At 37.9% G+C, this 15834-nt stretch carries 15 protein-coding genes; 12 read left to right on the top strand and 3 right to left on the bottom strand.

What is annotated here, in order from left to right:
- The first annotated feature begins 102 nt into the window (after positions 1 to 102).
- The gene (locus tag CQ839_RS14395) at positions 103 to 1836 is read left to right on the top strand and encodes a ShlB/FhaC/HecB family hemolysin secretion/activation protein (RefSeq protein WP_181016203.1); all 1734 of its coding nucleotides are present in this window, start codon (positions 103 to 105) and stop codon (positions 1834 to 1836) included.
- Between the two features lie 95 nt (positions 1837 to 1931).
- On the opposite strand, the gene CQ839_RS14390 is transcribed toward CQ839_RS14395, so the two are convergent.
- Together CQ839_RS14390 and CQ839_RS14385 are read right to left on the bottom strand one after the other, a co-directional pair.
- A complete protein-coding gene (locus CQ839_RS14390) occupies positions 1932 to 3068 on the bottom strand; it encodes a glycosyltransferase family 4 protein (protein WP_103668984.1) in 1137 nt (378 codons plus the stop codon).
- An 8-nt stretch (positions 3069 to 3076) separates the two neighbouring features.
- Positions 3077 to 3367, bottom strand: a complete 291-nt coding sequence (locus tag CQ839_RS14385; protein WP_103668983.1) for a GDP-mannose 4,6-dehydratase — start codon at positions 3365 to 3367, stop codon at positions 3077 to 3079.
- A gap of 175 nt (positions 3368 to 3542) precedes the next feature.
- On the opposite strand from CQ839_RS14385, the gene CQ839_RS14380 reads away from it, so the two are divergent.
- The 11 genes from CQ839_RS14380 to CQ839_RS14330 all read left to right on the top strand — a co-directional run bounded on the left by CQ839_RS14380 (position 3543) and on the right by CQ839_RS14330 (position 15001).
- Positions 3543 to 4349 (top strand): ABC transporter permease, encoded by an 807-nt coding sequence (locus CQ839_RS14380; RefSeq protein WP_103668982.1) that lies wholly within the window; start codon positions 3543 to 3545, stop codon positions 4347 to 4349.
- Complete coding sequence (locus CQ839_RS14375) at positions 4350 to 5090, top strand: ABC transporter ATP-binding protein (RefSeq protein WP_103668981.1); 741 nt, start codon at positions 4350 to 4352, stop codon at positions 5088 to 5090.
- A gap of 108 nt (positions 5091 to 5198) precedes the next feature.
- Positions 5199 to 7466: a hypothetical protein gene (locus tag CQ839_RS14370; RefSeq protein ID WP_103668980.1), complete on the top strand. Its 2268-nt coding sequence runs from the start codon at positions 5199 to 5201 to the stop codon at positions 7464 to 7466.
- Between the two features lie 225 nt (positions 7467 to 7691).
- Positions 7692 to 8480, top strand: coding sequence for a glucose-1-phosphate cytidylyltransferase (rfbF, locus tag CQ839_RS14365; RefSeq protein ID WP_103668979.1), 789 nt, complete (start codon positions 7692 to 7694; stop codon positions 8478 to 8480).
- Complete coding sequence (locus CQ839_RS14360; RefSeq protein WP_103668978.1) at positions 8474 to 9451, top strand: NAD-dependent epimerase/dehydratase family protein; 978 nt, start codon at positions 8474 to 8476, stop codon at positions 9449 to 9451. Before rfbF ends, CQ839_RS14360 begins: the two co-directional genes overlap by 7 nt.
- 20 nt (positions 9452 to 9471) lie before the next feature.
- On the top strand, positions 9472 to 10818 hold the full coding sequence (gene rfbH, locus CQ839_RS14355; protein WP_103668977.1) for a lipopolysaccharide biosynthesis protein RfbH: 1347 nt from the start codon (positions 9472 to 9474) through the stop codon (positions 10816 to 10818).
- Positions 10815 to 11870: an NAD(P)-dependent oxidoreductase gene (locus CQ839_RS14350; RefSeq protein WP_103668976.1), complete on the top strand. Its 1056-nt coding sequence runs from the start codon at positions 10815 to 10817 to the stop codon at positions 11868 to 11870. Before rfbH ends, CQ839_RS14350 begins: the two co-directional genes overlap by 4 nt.
- Positions 11863 to 12678 (top strand): transketolase, encoded by an 816-nt coding sequence (locus tag CQ839_RS14345; RefSeq protein ID WP_103668975.1) that lies wholly within the window; start codon positions 11863 to 11865, stop codon positions 12676 to 12678. Before CQ839_RS14350 ends, CQ839_RS14345 begins: the two co-directional genes overlap by 8 nt.
- Positions 12675 to 13580 carry a transketolase family protein gene (locus CQ839_RS14340; protein WP_103668974.1) on the top strand — a complete coding sequence of 302 codons (906 nt, stop codon included), beginning with the start codon at positions 12675 to 12677 and terminating at the stop codon, positions 13578 to 13580. Before CQ839_RS14345 ends, CQ839_RS14340 begins: the two co-directional genes overlap by 4 nt.
- A gap of 81 nt (positions 13581 to 13661) precedes the next feature.
- Positions 13662 to 14063 (top strand): GtrA family protein, encoded by a 402-nt coding sequence (locus CQ839_RS26040; RefSeq protein WP_103668973.1) that lies wholly within the window; start codon positions 13662 to 13664, stop codon positions 14061 to 14063.
- Positions 14060 to 15001 carry a glycosyltransferase family 2 protein gene (locus CQ839_RS14330; RefSeq protein WP_103668972.1) on the top strand — a complete coding sequence of 314 codons (942 nt, stop codon included), beginning with the start codon at positions 14060 to 14062 and terminating at the stop codon, positions 14999 to 15001. Before CQ839_RS26040 ends, CQ839_RS14330 begins: the two co-directional genes overlap by 4 nt.
- Before the next feature lie 129 nt (positions 15002 to 15130).
- Here the strand turns inward: CQ839_RS14330 and CQ839_RS14325 are convergent, their stop codons facing one another.
- The gene (locus CQ839_RS14325; RefSeq protein ID WP_103668971.1) at positions 15131 to 15760 is read right to left on the bottom strand and encodes a transposase; all 630 of its coding nucleotides are present in this window, start codon (positions 15758 to 15760) and stop codon (positions 15131 to 15133) included.
- Between the last annotated feature and the right edge of the window lie 74 nt (positions 15761 to 15834).

The raw sequence follows: 15834 nt of genomic DNA, 5'->3' as shown, positions 1-15834 counted from the left end.
ACTATAATTATTGAAATTTTATTGCAATAATATATTTAATTAAGACTGAACATATGCTAACGTTTTTACTGTTCGTGAGGAATCAACGTAAAAACAAGAACTATGCGCCCAAAAATAGCGGAATTAAAGGTCAAGCTCGCAAGAATTCATCCAATATTATTAGGGCTTTCTACCCTTGCATTAGTAGCAACAGATTGCGGGTTATCGGCTAACGCTAATCCACTTTCCACAGATTTAACACCTTCGCTATCAACTAGTTCTATTTCCTCACAAGACTTAGCCCATTCTTCTCTGACTTCTCCATCTCAAGTTGCTCAAGTTCAAACTTCTCAAACTCAAATCGCTCAAGCAATTCCAATTAAAAGAATTGAAGTCATTGGCAGCACTATTTTCGATGCCGACAAACTCGATCCTATCATTAAGCCTCTCGAAGGTAAGGAAGTTACTGAAGAGCAACTAACAAACGCTGCTAACGCCATTACTCAACTGTATGTCAGTAATGGCTATGTTACTTCTCAAGCTCTCTATACTCCTCAAAGTGTTGTTGATGGTGTTGCCAAGATTCAGGTCTTGGAAGGAAAAGTTGAAAAAATCGAAGTTGTTGGTGTTAATGCACTTAATCCAGACTACGTGCGATCGCGAACTGAGCTAGGAATTGGTACTCCCCTCAACACCAATAACCTCGAAGATCAACTGCGTCTTCTCCGTGCCGATCCCAATTTTACAAGCGTAGATGCTAGCCTCAAAGCTGGTAGCAAAGATGGTTTGAGCATACTCATGATTACAGTTGTTGAGGCAAATCAACTTGCAGGTTCTGTCAGTTTTGATAACTTCTCACCTCCTGCGGTTGGTTCTGAGCGCATGGGAGTAGGGCTAAACTACCGCAATCTTTTTGGATTGGGAGATGTATTTACAGCCAATTATTACAGAACCACAACAGGCGGCTCTAACCAATATGATTTTGGCTTTAGCATTCCCGTCAATCCGATGAATGGAACTGTCTCACTTCGGTTTGCACCCAGCAACTATCGCATTACCCAGTCACCATTTGATGCCTTCAATATTCGTGGCAATAATGAAGTTTATGCTGCCACTTATCGACAGCCTTTGATGCGCACTCCTCGCGAAGAATTTGCGCTCTCTCTAGGCTATGAATATCAAAGAGGTCAGACATTCCTATTTAACGATCTTGCAGTACCATTTGGAATTGGATCTGAATCCGATGGAACTAGCCGTACTAGTGTATTTAAATTTGGGCAAGACTATACTAGTCGCGATACAGAAGGAGCTTGGTCATTGCGATCGCAGTTTAGTCTCGGTACAGGTCTATTTGGTGCAACTTTCGTTACTGATCCTAGTGCGGCTTTCTTTAGCTGGCTAGGGCAGATTCAACGAGTTCAGGTTCTTGGCACTGACACAATTTTGATCGGTTCTTTGGATACTCAACTCTCGGCTGATCCGCTTTTACCCTCGCAGCAATTTGTGATTGGTGGTGGGCAATCGTTACGTGGCTTCCGTCAAAATGCGCGTTCAGGTGATAATGGAATTCGCTTTTCTGTGGAGAGTCGATTTGTGGTGGCGCGAAATGAGGAAGGTCGCACAGTTCTCCAGTTAGCTCCTTTTGTCGATCTCGGCACTGTTTGGAATAACTCTAGAAATCTCAATTTGCTTCCTAATCAAAACTTTTTAGCTGGTGGTGGATTAGGAATTCTTTTCGAGCCAGTTAAACGGCTAAACCTACGGCTTGATTATGCACTTCCATTTGTTAATCTCAGCGATCGCGGCTCTAATTTGCAAGAGTCTTCGCTTTATTTCAGCATCGGCTACCAATTTTAGCAACCATTTAAGAATTACTTTCTGCGGTCAAAAGCTCTAAGAGATCCGCCTCAATCCCCCTTAAAAATGGGGATTGAGGCGGATCTCTTAGCCAGTTAATCTGCCAAGAGAGATGCAAGATTTTGTTTAAATTGCTCAAAGCCATATTTTGCGATCGCTTTTTGTCTAAGCATCTCTGGTTTATACAAGATTGATAAAGGATGCTTGTTCATCAGGATTTGGACAATAGTCTCTCCGATTTCGTCGATGCTGTCAGGATTAACTAAAACGCCTAACTCTCCATTGCACAAAGCATCGATCGCACCATCTTGATTGCCGCCAATTGTTGGTTTGCCACAGGCTAATGCTTCTAAATAAACAATCCCAAATCCTTCTCCCTTACTAGGCATCGCAAATAGATCACAGAGATTGTAATAATCTGCTAGCTCTTCATCTGGAACAAAGCCAGCAAAGGTTACGCAATCTCTTACATCCATATCATCAACCATCGCTTCGATGCGATCGCGGTCATCGCCCTTGCCAACTAGCAGATAACAAATATTGGGAATCTGACGGCGAATAGCTGGTAGAGCTTGAATGATCTGATCATAGCCTTTGTAGCGATCGCCACTAGCCAAACGTGTCACAGTTAGAATGGTTGGCTGATCAGGATGTAACTGATGACGGTCTAATAGATATTGAGGTTTAGCGCTGACAGTAAATTGGCGAGAATCAAAAGTTACGGGTAAAAGCGGAATTCGGTCAGGCGATATATTTTGTTCACGGACAATGCGATCGCGAGTATATTCACCGATTGAAACAATCTTTTGTGCTAACTTCAGTCCATGTATTTTAGATTTATCTTCAATATCCCATGCATCGATGCCATAGACAATTACCCAATATGGGATTTTTAACAGGTTAAATATCTTTGCCGCAAGTGGTGAAAAATTTATATGACCACAAATAATTAAATCAGGGCGATCTTTGATCGCAGCCAATAAAACTTGAGCAGCAAAGATCGGCGTATGCCAAAAAGTCGCTTTCCATCTCCCCGCAAAGCTGCTTTTGGTCTGTTCGTCAAACTTAATATCTTCGGTTGGATGAGCATCGTTCTTAAGAAACACATGGCGATCGCTATCTGGTAAAACTTGCTCTAAAGCCTGAATTAAAAAAGCAGAGTAAACCTGTATACCTCCTTTGAATTGAAAGATATCAGGTAGCCAAACATGGATTTTAGGAGTTTTAGTCATCTTGATATTTAATAAAGAGCCAGTTTTCTTTGCATTTCTTCAACCATAATCTGCACAATTTTCTGGATACTTGTAGTGGCATACCACCCTAACTGCTGATTAGCTTTGCAAAGATTGGCTCGGCTGATCGTAATATCAGTTGGTCGATACAAAGATTGCTCAAAAATTATATGCTCCTGCCAGCTTAGGTTCAAAATCCCAAAAGCCAAAGCCTCAGCAATAAAATTGGACAAACTGATTGTCTTGCCTGTGGCGATCACCAAGTCATCTGGTTGCTCTTGTTGGAGCATTAAGTACATAGTTTCTACATCGGTCAGCTATCCATGAAGGTCTCACCCAAACGTCCCAAGCGTTGAAATTTCTAGTCAGTGATGACTCTCAGCTAGAAATTATGTAGATATTGGGGTTTGAGAAAAGTCTAAAACATTGCTTGTCAACTTAGGATAACCTATACATAACCAACGTCATTTGAATATGAGTCTTTCACTAAGCAAAAAATACATTAGCACTGATATGCAGCACTATTTAGAGCTGTTACAGGTCTTGGTCGGGCGCAACTTAAAAGTGCGTTATCGAGGATCGTTTTTGGGGATTTACTGGTCGCTGCTCAATCCTTTGATCATGACGGGTTTATACACAGCTATTTTTGGTGCAACTTTTGCCAAATACTATGATGATTCAGTCTTAAATTACGTTTTAGCTGCCCTAACGGGCTTAATCGTGATTAACTTTTTCTCAGCTTCCACTATGCAGGCTTTGAGCAGTGTTGTGGGTAATGGTGCTTTACTTAATAAAATTCGTTTGCCTGTGAGCGTTTTTCCCGTTTCGATGATTACAGCTAATGTACTTCAGTTTTTAATGGGGGCTTATCCACTATTAGCGATTGTGGCTTTAGTTAAGTCTAAAAATTTACTCAATGCCGTTGCCATTCTGCTGCCATTCATTGCTCTGGTACTTTTCTGCGTGGGGGTAGGTTTTTTTGTAAGCGCCCTCTATGTGTTTTTTCGGGACTTACCCTATTTTTATGAGCTAATCACCTTTATGCTCTGGATTAGCAGCCCTGTCTTTTATCCTGCGGCGATCGTGCCACCTGCGGTTAAACCATTTCTAAGTATTAATCCCCTATCACCAATCATTGAGAGTCTAAGACAGATTACTCTGTCTGGTAATCTGCCTGACGTGATGATGGTGGCGAGTGCTTTATTAAGTGGTACGATCTTTGCGGCTTTGGGCTGGGTGTATTTTCACCACTCGCGATCGCAGTTTATGGACTTGTTATAGATGACGGAAGAAGCGATTCGATTAGATCAAGTATCTCTGTGGCGTAGGACTCAAGAGGAGTTTTCCTATGACCTTAAGAAAACGGTTTTATCTTTTTTTGAGGGGAAATATCGGCAGCCAGCGAAGAAATTAGTTCTAGATAAGATTGATCTAGTAGTAGAAAAGGGTGAAAAAATTGGCATCATTGGTAGCAATGGCGCTGGTAAGTCTACACTTTTAAAAGTGATTTCGGGGATACTGCAACCCACTACTGGCACGGTGCGAGTCCGTGGTCAAATTGCACCTTTGATTGAGCTAGGCGCGGGCTTTGATTCAGAAATTTCAGTGATGGACAATATTCTGCTGTATGGAGTGTTGTTAGGATTTTCTAGAGCCGAGATGAAAGAGAGGATTGATTCGATTCTTGATTTTGCTGAGCTAGAGGATTATCGGTTTGTCCCTGTTAAGGGTTTGTCGTCAGGGATGGTGGCAAGGTTGGGCTTTGCGATCGCCACCGATATCCAACCAGAAATATTAATCCTCGATGAAGTCTTGTCGGTGGGAGATGAGAGCTTTAGAAATAAATGTCAAAAACGCATTGATAAATTTTGGGACTCCCATGTGACGATTTTGGTGGTATCTCACTCAATGGATTTTATTCAAAAGTCCTGCGATCAAGCGATTTGGCTTAGTAAGGGGCATCTTAAATTAGCAGGTGACTCGAAGGAAGTTGTAAAATCCTATCTGGATAGTGTTACTTAAGACTATTAATTCTTCTTGTTAAAAATATTGACCGAGGCAAAACTCTGTGCAATGTCGTGTCAGTGAATAAAGAAGTAGCAAAGACGTTAAATATGGTGGAAACTACAAATGATTATAAAAGATGAAACAGTAAATAAGGTAAAGCCCTATTTATTATTAACTGTCTTAACTTTAGGGATTTTTTCTCTTTTAACAAAGCTATGGGAATACGATTTTAAAATTCCTATGGGTGGTATATTGGGTGATTCCGCCATATCTCTATTTACTGCTAAAAATATTGCCGATCATGGATGGTATTTGAACAATGAAAACCTAGCTGCACCTTTCGGTCTAGAGTTTTATGACTTCCCTATGATTGAGGGATTTCATTTTTTGTTAATAAAAATTATCAACTTTTTGTTTAGTAGTCAAGATTATTCTTATGTTATTGCTTTCAATATATATTTTATTCTTGGATTTGTTTTTGCATCTATAACCACTTATATAGTTGCACAAAAGATAAAACTTCCTGTTTCTATTTCGATAATCATATCCATTCTATATTCTTTCCAATACTATCATTTTCTTAGATATACTGCTCATTACTACTTGTCAGCATACTATCTAGTTCCAATTTCTTTGCTGATAATGATATGGCTTATCAATGAAGAAATTTTTTTTGAATCTAATCATAAAAATAAATTTGCTTGGAGCAATAGATCAATTGCTTGCATTATTCTATGCCTGATGATCAGTTCTAGTGGAGCATACTATGCTATCTTCACTTGCTTCTTTGTGTTAATTATAGCTTTTGTTACTTTTTGTAAAAGAAAATATCTCGCAACACTACTCAACCCATTAGTTGTTATTAGCACAATATCTTTTGGTTTTCTTGTTAACTTAATACCGAACTTTATTTATTGGTTTAAAGAAGGAGGAAACTCACAGATAGCTTCTAGGTTGCCATTAGAAGCAGATATGTATTCACTAAAAATCTCTCAGATGCTTCTACCAATACAAAATCATAGATTCGCTCTGTTAAGATGGTTTAGAGAGCTATATGACAAAGGTTTTCCTCAGAACCAAAATGAAGCAGTGGCTGCTTCATTGGGTTTTTTTGGAAGTATTGGCTTTCTTTTATTACTAGTTATCCCTCTTATATATCTAGTGAATGCGAATAGAAAGATACATACCTATATCTTTTTCTATTTATCAATTTTGACTTACTCAACTATTTTTCTAGCGCAAACAGGAGGGTTTGGATCTCTTATAAATCTATATATTAGTCCTCAAATTAGAGCTTATAATAGGATTAGTATATTTGTTTCTCTATTTGCATTGTTAAGTTTTGGCTTCTTAGTTGCCAAGCTACTAAAAAAATCAAAAATCAAAGTAAAAATCATTTTTTGTTCTTTGATACTGATTCTGGGTATTTACGATCAAGTACCTGTTCTGTCTACAGAATATAACACTGCCAAAAATGCGTTTATAGATGACAGAAGTTTTGTTGGTGAAATCGAGAAGCAAGTTGATAAGGGATCTATGATTTATCAACTGCCTTATATGTTTTTCCCTGAAAATCCGCCCCCATCTGGGACTTCAATACATTCCTATGATTTGTTTAGAGGATATTTTCATTCTAATAATTTGAAGTGGAGTTTTGGTGCGTTAAAAGGAAGAAATCAAGACTGGCATCAATGGGTTAACAACTTAAAACTTGATGAACAATTAGTTGTCCTTGCTTCTGTTGGGTTTCAAGGGATATACGTGGATACTAATGGTTATGATAGGAAAGGTAGAGAATTAGAAGAACTAAAAAATAATTTGCGGGAAAAACTTAACGTAGAACCAATAATATCTGCAAGACAAGATTTGTTATTTTACAATATGAACAAGTATAATAGTCTTTATCAAGAAAAATATTCAAATCTTGATAAGGATTTATGGCTACACCCATCACCTTTAAATGTCAATTTTGGCAAAGGATTTTATCAAAGTGAGTCTAATTCAGAGATGGAATGGCGTTGGTCTTCAGATAGTTCCGTAATTAATATTGCCAATAGTACTAATATTCCACAAGAACTAAACTTGGAAATAACTTTGCAAACTACATGGTCTGAAAAATCAGAATTGAGAATTGTCAGTGATCTGTGGACAGAAAAGTTCTTGATCAACAACCAACCCTTAACCTTAAGGAAAAGACTTGCTGTTCCATTAGGAAAATATAGCCTAAAGTTTTATTCAAATTCTAGACAAGTTGATGCTCCACTTGACATTAGAAGGATGTTATTTAGAGTGATAAACTCTAAATTTGAGAATCCTGAAAACAAAAGACGAATGGACTTGCTTAAGAAAGTTAGTCAAGAATTGTCTGAATCTATCAAACAAATTAAGTGATTTGATAAAAGTGAGTTCGGCATAGGCTACAAAATTTTAAAAACTAAAAGGGTAAAAGCTTCATTAAGGCAATACTTTTGCCTTTTAAGCCTTCTGGAAACAGTTCGTTCTGCAAAACCTTCTTGTTATTTAGAATTAGTAATCAACAGCATGTTTAGTTTATGGCAAGTATTGTCTTCTTACTTGCTTTTATAGTATGGTCTTCTAAGAATATGTTTCACAAATATGACAGCATCTAATACTCCTGTAGTTATTCTCTGTGGCGGACGTGGTACTCGGCTTAAAGAAGAAACCGAATGGAGACCAAAACCAATGGTCAATATTGGTCCTCGCCCCATTATTTGGCATATCATGAAGATTTATGCTACCCATGGCTTTAAAGATTTCATACTTTGCTTGGGCTATAAAGGAGATATGATTCGTGATTACTTTCTAAACTATGATTTTAAGAACTCTGATATCAGAGTAGATTTGGGTAGTAAGAAAGTCACAAAGCTTTCTAATGGACATGATGAAAATGATTGGTCTGTTACTCTGGTCGATACTGGCGAAGAAACGATGACTGGAGGTCGATTAAAAAATGTTAGTAAGTATATTGATGGCGATAAGTTTTGTCTCACCTATGGTGATGGAGTTGCCGATGTAGACGTAAAGGCGTTAGTTGATTTTCATCAAAAAAAAGGCAAGCTTGCCACTGTCACAGCCGTTAGACCATCCTCTCGCTACGGAGAATTGTTAATCAAAAATGGTATTGCTGAAGCATTTACTGAAAAACCGCAAACTCATGAAGGTTGGATTAATGGCGGTTTTTTCGTTCTTAATCGAAAAGTACTGGATTTTATTGAGGGTGATGATACTATTTGGGAGCAAGAACCCATGCAAAAATTAGCCAATACAGGAGAACTATCTGCTTACCAACATGAAGGTTTTTGGCAAAGTATGGATACTTATCGAGAGATGGAATTGTTAAATCACCTTTGGAATAGTGGTCAAGCACATTGGAAAGTATGGTAAATAAAGATTTTTGGAAAAATCGCTCTGTTTTGGTAACTGGCTGCACTGGTTTGTTGGGTAGTTGGCTAGTGAATGAATTAGTTGAATCCAAAGCACATGTAACAGGGCTAGTTAGAGATATTGTCCCTAAGTCTCGTTTGTATGACACTGCACAAACCCAAATTAATATTGTTCATGGGAAAGTAGAAGATTTATCTGTTTTAAAAAGAACGGTTGCTGAGTATGAGATAGATACTGTGTTTCACCTCGCTGCTCAGACTATTGTAGGAGTGGCTAACAGAGATCCTTTAGGTACATTTGAAGCCAATATCAAAGGAACTTGGAATGTCTTAGAGGCTTGCCGTCAAGTAGGTGGAGTCAGTCGGATTGTTGTCGCATCTAGCGATAAAGCTTATGGAGATCAAGACATACTACCCTACGATGAAACTACTCCATTACAAGGAGAACATCCTTATGATGTTTCTAAAAGTTGTGCTGATTTAATCTGCCGTACTTACTATGTCAGTTATGGACTGCCCGTATGTGTGACCCGATGTGGTAATTTTTATGGTGGTGGAGACTTAAACTTTAACCGAATAGTACCTGATACTATTAGATCTGCTCTTGTCCAAAAGTCAGTAACTATCCGTAGTGACGGTAGCTATATTAGAGATTATTTTTATGTTCGCGATGGAGCATTAGCCTATCTACATCTTGCCGAAAAGATGGACAATCCCCAGATTTGGGGTGAGGCTTTCAACTTTAGCAATGAGCTACAACTCACCGTCTTAGAAATAGTCGATAAAGTTTTACTCCTGATGGATCAAAGCCATCTTAAGCCCATCATTCTCAATCAAGCTAAAAATGAAATTAAGCATCAATATTTGTCAGCTCAGAAAGCTCGCGATATACTGCAATGGTCACCTTGCTACTCTCTAGAGCAAGGATTACATGAGACAATCAATTGGTATAAAAATTTTTTAAATAATTAATATTAGGTCTTCAGTCAGATATGCCTCAATCTCTCCAGTCAAGTGCATCTAATCAGGAAAGTGAGTTGCGAGCACGGGTTTTTGAAGCTGTCAAAGCTTATTCCCAGTACAAGTTTGCCCCAAAAGAATTCATTGAGGGAGAAACCTATGTGCCAGTCTCAGGCAAGGTATTTGATGAGACTGAAATCGTTAATCTTGTTGATGCTTCACTAGATTTTTGGCTTACAACAGGACGCTTTGCGGCTGAATTTGAAAAACGATTTGCAGAATGGATTGGTGTCAAACACTGTTTGCTAGTTAATTCTGGATCTTCGGCTAACTTGTTAGCCCTGACGGCTCTTACTTCTCCGAAACTAGGTGATAAACGATTAAAAGCAGGTGATGAAGTTATCACCGTTGCTGCGGGGTTCCCAACAACAGTCAACCCTATTTTTCAAAATCAACTGGTTCCAGTTTTTGTTGATATTCAGTTACCTAGCTATGAAATTGATGTTTCTCAATTAGAATCTGCTCTTTCAGAGCGATCGCGTGCGATCATGATTGCCCATACTCTTGGAAATGCCTTTGATATTGATGCCGTGATGGCATTTGCCCAGAAACATGATTTATGGGTCATCGAAGATAATTGTGATGCAGTGGGAACTACTTACCGCCAGAGAAAAACTGGAACATTTGGTCATTTATCGACAGTCAGCTTTTATCCAGCCCATCACATGACTATGGGCGAGGGTGGTGCGGTTTTAACTAGTGATAGTCGGCTAAAAAAGATCGTTGAGTCTTTTCGAGACTGGGGAAGAGATTGTTGGTGTCCACCAGGGGTAGACAATACTTGCGGTAAACGTTACGAATGGCAACTTGGGGAATTACCCACAGGGTATGACCATAAATACACCTATTCTCATATTGGTTACAACCTCAAAATGACGGATATGCAAGCTGCAGTGGGTGTAGCTCAGTTAGATAAATTGCCGATATTTATCGAAAAAAGAAAACAAAATTTTGAGTTTCTCTATTCTCACTTACAAGACTTACAAGATGTTTTGTTATTACCAGAATCGACCCCTAATTCTGAATCTAGTTGGTTTGGATTTTTACTTTCGGTGAAAGAAAACGCTTCTTTTTCCCGTAATCAACTTGTACAGCACCTAGAAACAAATCGAATTGGCACAAGGTTATTATTTGCAGGAAATTTAACTAGACAGCCAGCATATAAGGGCTTAAGTTATCGTGTTGTTGGTGATTTAAAAAATACTGATTGGGCAATGAAGAACTCATTTTGGCTTGGTCTTTATCCACATTTAACTGAAGATATTCTCAAATATGTTGTTGGGGTCATCAAAAACTTCTGTTCGGAGAAATTGGGATGAGGAATCCGCTAGCATTAGACTTAGATCATATTATCTTACATACTGATAATTTGTGGGAGCAACTAAGAGGTAAGCGAATTTTCATCACAGGTGGAACTGGTTTTTTTGGATGCTGGTTGCTGGAAAGCTTTGTATGGGCGAATGAAAACCTATCACTAGACTCAACAATCTATGTATTAACTAGAAACATTCAGTCTTTTACTAAAAAAGCTCCACATTTAGCCAATAATCAGGCCATTAAACTACATGTGGGTGATATTACATCTTTTGTTTTTCCTGAACTTCAATTTTCCTATGTTATCCATGCAGCAACAGAAGTAAACTTGCTCAGTAACAGAAATAGTTCTTTAGATATCTTCAATACTATTGTAGAAGGAACGAAACATGTTTTAGAATTTACCAAGCAATGTGGGGCTGAAAAATTTTTGTTAACTAGCTCAGGTGCGGTCTATGGAAAACAACCGAATGATATGACTCATATTTTTGAAGAATATCAAGGATCCCCTGATTTGATGAGTATTCAATCAGCCTATGGTCAAGGTAAGAGAGTTTCAGAATTCCTATGTGCTGGTTATGCCAATATATATGATTTTGAAGTGAAGATTGCCCGTTGTTTTGCTTTTATTGGGGCTTATTTACCTTTAGATAGTCATTTGGCGATCGCCAGTTTCATTAATGCGGGCTTGAGTAAAACGCCAATAAATATCCAAGGTGATGGCACAGCTTATCGTTCTTATTTATACATGGCAGATCTAACGATATGGCTATGGCATATATTGTTTAGAGGAAAAAATTGTTGTCCCTATAACGTTGGTTCAGATCAAGAAATTAGCATCAAGAATTTAGCAATATTAGTCTCTCAGGCGTTTAAGCATAAACCAGAAATTCATATTGCACAAAAAAACGATCCAGCTCAACCCATTGAACGATATGTCCCCTCAATTCAAAGAGTATTTAACTCATTACAGTTAAAACCAACGATTTCAATTGAAGATGCAATTAATCGATCCATAAATTGGTATCAACAAACAGGAGAAAGTCGTTATGTTTGAGGTCGGAAAACTGCGTAAAACCATTTTAGATATGGCCTATGCAGGTTCTACAGTACATATTGCCTGCGCTTTCTCAATAGTTGAAATATTAGCAGTACTTTATCGATCACATCTCAATTTAGGCAATGGTCATCCTGAGGATCCACTTCGAGATTATCTCGTACTCAGTAAGGGGCACGGGGTCATGGCTCAATATGCTTGTATGCTCGAATTAGGATGGTTAACCGATGATGATATTCAAAATTATTTTAGTGATGGGACTTCTCTCAAAGGGCTTTCTGATGCCCATGTGGCAGGGCTTGAAGTTTCTTCAGGTTCGCTTGGTCATGGTTTATCTGTAAGTGTTGGCTTGGCATTGGGCGCAAAACGTAATCGCACTAAGCAAAAGTGTTTTGCAATTGTTGGAGACGGTGAATTGAACGAGGGAACGATTTGGGAAGCCCTGATGTTTGCGGTTCATTTTAAACTTGATAATTTGATCGTTATTGTTGATGTCAATGGTTACCAAGCAATGGGTTCTACTCAAGAAGTTATGGACATGGGAAATATTACCGATAAGTTTGAAGCTTTCGGTTTCGATACCCTAGAAATCAATGGTCATGATGAACATTTACTAGACAAAACAATTCATGAACTAGTAAACTCGCATTCAGATAAACCTAAAGCAATTATTGCGAATACAATTAAAGGTAAAGGCATATCTTTTATGGAATCAGATAACCGTTGGCACTATACACGCCTTACGTCAGAAACGTATCATCAGGCGATCGCCGAATTGTCAGAAAAAGAGGTTATATCTTTGCCATGAGAAATGCTTTTAGCAATGCCCTAATCAACGCAGCAAAGTCTGACCCACGAGTTATCTTAATGACAGGAGATCATGGCTATGCGCTATTTGATGAATTTCGACAACAATGTCCCGAGCAATATATTAATGCGGGTGTTGCAGAACAAAATATGGTGGGGGTTGCGGCAGGACTTGCTAAAAGTGGATTTAGACCTTTCGTCTATGGTCTAAGTGCTTTTGTCCCCATTAGAGTATTAGAGCAAATTAAATTAGATGTTTGCTATGAACAATTGCCCGTAATATTAGTTGGTGATGGTGCGGGTGTTGTGTATAGTAGCTTAGGTTCTAGTCATCAAAGTACAGAGGATATCGCTGCATTGCGTGCAATACCACATATTGCAATTCTATCTCCCGCAGATAGTTATGAGATGACACAATGCATGAATTTGGCACTAGAAGCCAATCAAGCGGTTTATTTGCGCATTGGCAAAGCCGATTTGCATCCGATTCATAGCTGTTTACCTGATTTTCCATTAGGTGATTTATCTCAAATTAAGCAAGGCAATAGCAAAATGTGTTTGGTTGCCACTGGCTCAATGGTGAAAACAGCGATGGATCTTAGCGAAAGGTTTGGTGATCTTGAAGTTTGGAGTGTTCCTTGTATTAAACCAATGAATGTCTCACAGGTTGTTTCTATCGCTAAACGCCATGAACTTATTGTAGTATTAGAGGAGCATTCAATATATGGAGGAGTAGGATCGGCGATTGCTGAAATAACCTCAGAACTATCTCAAACTAGAGTTTGTAGAATAGGTATTCAAGATAAATTTTCTCGGTTTTGTGGAAGTTATCAATATTTAATGAAAGAACATCATTTAGATACTGAATCAATTTTTAAAAGAATCAATAAATTAAACAGTTAAATAATAATTTAGGTTTTAATATAGCTTTTTAAGCTTGTATTATTACTTGATTTGCAAAACAAATAATACTTTTTAAAATGAATGTCGATAGTTAAATCAACTATTTCAAAAATAAAAAATAATACATTTGTTAGTTTTTTATTCGTCGGAGGCATTAATACACTATTTGGGTATACTATATTTTCCCTACTAGTTTTTGTCAGGTTAGAATATCGTCTTGCATTGCTAATAGCGACAGTATGTGGGATATTCTTTAATTTTAAAACAGTGGGAACTCTAGTATTTAAGACAAGAAACAATAGATTGATAATTCGTTTCATTATAGTTTACCTACTTACTTACTTGATAAATGTAGGAGTATTGAAAATCACTAACTCTTTAGGAATTAACCTGTTTTTATCGCAAGCACTTTTAGTGCTGCCATTAGCTTGCTTTTCCTACTTTTTAAACAAACAATTTGTATTCGACAGTCGAAATAAATGAAAAAAATTAGTATAGTCACTCCTTGTTACAATGAAGAAGAAAATATACTAGATGTCTATTCCCGTGTTAAGCAGATTTTTGACAATTTGGATCAATACAATTATGAACATCTCTTCATAGATAATGCTTCTAAGGATAAAACACCTCAAATTTTAAAAGAAATTGCTAAAGAAGATCAAAGAGTAAAAATTATAATTAACTGTAGAAACTTTGGACCAACTCGATCCATGTATTATGCTCTTCTTCAAACTTCAGGTGATTCAGTTGTTTTACTGCCAGCAGATTTGCAGGAACCACCCGAACTGATTCCTGAGTTTATTGAAAAATGGGAAGATGGATATACTGTTGTTAAAGGCGTAAAAATTCCAAGCAAAGAAAACTTTTTGATATATATATCAAGAAATATTTACTATTTTCTGATTCGTAGAATCTCCGATATTGAACTTACTAGCCATTTTATAGGTTTTGGGTTGTATGACAAAGAAGTTATAAAAACTCTAAGAGAGATCAATGATCCCTATCCCTATTTTCGTGGGCTGATAGAAGAACTTGGCTTTTACAGTATCAAAGTTCAATATAAACAAAAGCAACGACAGAAAGGAAAAAGTAGTTATAATTTTTTTCGATATTTTGATGAAGCTATGCTTGGTATTACAAGTCATTCTCGAATACCACTAAGAATAGCAACCATATTAGGATTTACAACGTCTTTCCTGAGTCTAATAATTGCTATTGGTTATCTAGTCGCAAAACTCGTTTTTTGGCAAGCATTTCCATTAGGAACCGCGCCGATTACGATTGGTTTGTTTTTCTTTGCTTCTGTTCAACTGTTTTTTATTGGTATGATTGGCGAATATATGGGGCTAATGCATCTGAGAATGCTTAATCGTCCTTTGGTCACAGAAAGAGAACGAGTTAATTTTGATAGGTTGTCTTAAATCTTTCGACGACAGACAATTCATGAAATTTTATAAGTTTTGGGGTTCCTGGAGTGGCTTTTCTTTTGTTAGAGATAGTGGCAATCACCATCCTAAAAAAACTCAGATCTTGCACCATTCCTGAAAGAGTTAGGTGGGAATGGGTTTGAGAACAATTTCAAAGCCATGACGAGCAGCAATATCGGCACTAATGCGGATATACCTGAGAAGTTTCAACCAAACGACAGAAGGGAATAAAACAGAAAGAGTTAAATCACAGGTAGCTTTCCAGTCCAAGACAAGAGGAAGAGACCACTGATCGATCCAATGAGCCAAAAGATAAGCAAGCAGAGAGAGAATAAGCCAACGATAAACACCAAGTTTTGTAGATTGCCCAAAACAATACAAACCAAAGCGATGTTTGATGGTTTTGAAGAATCCCTCAATCGCCCAACGCTTACGACCTAACATCACCAGATAAGCACCAGAATAAGGATGAGAAGAGACAACAAAGCGTAACTCCCGTTTACTATCAGCTCTTTTGAGCCAAAACCAAGAGAACGTCAAAGGCTGAGTTAGCCCTTCTAGCAAAATTTGTTGTCCACGTTTGCCATGACGATAAAGTTGTTTGACTGTACGGCCATCTTGAAGTTTACGATTGTTGCGTACACCGACAACGATGCGCCAAGACTTGGCGCGGACAGTATTGAAAAACTTCACCGTACTAAACTCAGTATCAGCAAGACCAATCACAGTCTTGCCTTGGGTGTTAAATGTCAACTAACTTGTCCGATGACGACAATTAACTTGGCTGGTTGAGAGAAGAAAAAATAATTGACGCGACGGCAAATGAC

The organism is Pseudanabaena sp. BC1403 (assembly GCF_002914585.1).
In the GTDB taxonomy this organism is placed as follows: Bacteria; Cyanobacteriota; Cyanobacteriia; order Pseudanabaenales; family Pseudanabaenaceae; genus Pseudanabaena.
The sequence above is the reverse complement of the archived record's forward strand: the minus strand, read 5'-3'. Positions and strand labels throughout refer to the sequence as shown.

Coding starts and splice junctions, on each gene's coding strand:
- CQ839_RS14385 (WP_103668983.1), bottom strand. CDS start 3,367: ATGTACTTAATGCTCCAACAAGAGCAACCAGATGACTTGGTGATCGCC.
- CQ839_RS14375 (WP_103668981.1), top strand. CDS start 4,350: ATGACGGAAGAAGCGATTCGATTAGATCAAGTATCTCTGTGGCGTAGG.
- CQ839_RS14395 (WP_181016203.1), top strand. CDS start 103: ATGCGCCCAAAAATAGCGGAATTAAAGGTCAAGCTCGCAAGAATTCAT.
- CQ839_RS14380 (WP_103668982.1), top strand. CDS start 3,543: ATGAGTCTTTCACTAAGCAAAAAATACATTAGCACTGATATGCAGCAC.
- CQ839_RS26040 (WP_103668973.1), top strand. CDS start 13,662: ATGTCGATAGTTAAATCAACTATTTCAAAAATAAAAAATAATACATTT.
- CQ839_RS14330 (WP_103668972.1), top strand. CDS start 14,060: ATGAAAAAAATTAGTATAGTCACTCCTTGTTACAATGAAGAAGAAAAT.
- CQ839_RS14350 (WP_103668976.1), top strand. CDS start 10,815: ATGAGGAATCCGCTAGCATTAGACTTAGATCATATTATCTTACATACT.
- CQ839_RS14340 (WP_103668974.1), top strand. CDS start 12,675: ATGAGAAATGCTTTTAGCAATGCCCTAATCAACGCAGCAAAGTCTGAC.
- CQ839_RS14360 (WP_103668978.1), top strand. CDS start 8,474: ATGGTAAATAAAGATTTTTGGAAAAATCGCTCTGTTTTGGTAACTGGC.
- rfbF (WP_103668979.1), top strand. CDS start 7,692: ATGACAGCATCTAATACTCCTGTAGTTATTCTCTGTGGCGGACGTGGT.
- CQ839_RS14390 (WP_103668984.1), bottom strand. CDS start 3,068: ATGACTAAAACTCCTAAAATCCATGTTTGGCTACCTGATATCTTTCAA.
- CQ839_RS14345 (WP_103668975.1), top strand. CDS start 11,863: ATGTTTGAGGTCGGAAAACTGCGTAAAACCATTTTAGATATGGCCTAT.
- CQ839_RS14370 (WP_103668980.1), top strand. CDS start 5,199: ATGATTATAAAAGATGAAACAGTAAATAAGGTAAAGCCCTATTTATTA.
- rfbH (WP_103668977.1), top strand. CDS start 9,472: ATGCCTCAATCTCTCCAGTCAAGTGCATCTAATCAGGAAAGTGAGTTG.